This window comes from Mesorhizobium sp. M4B.F.Ca.ET.143.01.1.1, from assembly GCF_004792275.1.
Taxonomy (GTDB): Bacteria; Pseudomonadota; Alphaproteobacteria; order Rhizobiales; family Rhizobiaceae; genus Mesorhizobium; species Mesorhizobium abyssinicae.
Map to the genome: position 1 here is coordinate 1 of NZ_SRSR01000154.1, position 368 is coordinate 368.

Annotated in this window: 1 protein-coding gene; it reads right to left on the minus strand. The window is 63.6% G+C overall.

What is annotated here, in order from left to right; translation table 11 throughout:
- Positions 1 to 90 precede the first annotated feature (90 nt).
- Positions 91 to 368, minus strand: a 278-nt coding sequence (locus tag EN786_RS36405; RefSeq protein ID WP_135910092.1) for a TOBE domain-containing protein, incomplete at its 5' end; no start/stop codon positions are given.

Genomic DNA, 368 nt, shown 5'->3' on the forward strand with positions numbered 1-368 from the left:
GCCGGTTGCGTCTTGCGCTGGTCTTCACGGCCTGGGCTTCGAACAACGCGGCCTTGGAGATCATGGTCGGGGAGAGCGCGGCTGTCGTCATCAGTCTTTCAGGACGCGGGCGGCGTCCTCCTCGAACTGGATGCCGACCTTGGCGCCGGTCTCGTAGGTCACCGGAGACGAGCGGCTGTTCTGATGGCGCACGATGAAGTTCTCACCGCCGTCGAGCCTCACGTGGTAATGCGTATCGGTGCCGAAATAGACGATGTTGGAAAGCGTTCCAGCGATCGTGCCCTTGGTCGGATCGGGCACCAGGTCGGCATGCTCGGGACGCACCACCAGCGTCACCTCGCCTGTCGGATCGAAGCCCTCCGGATAGC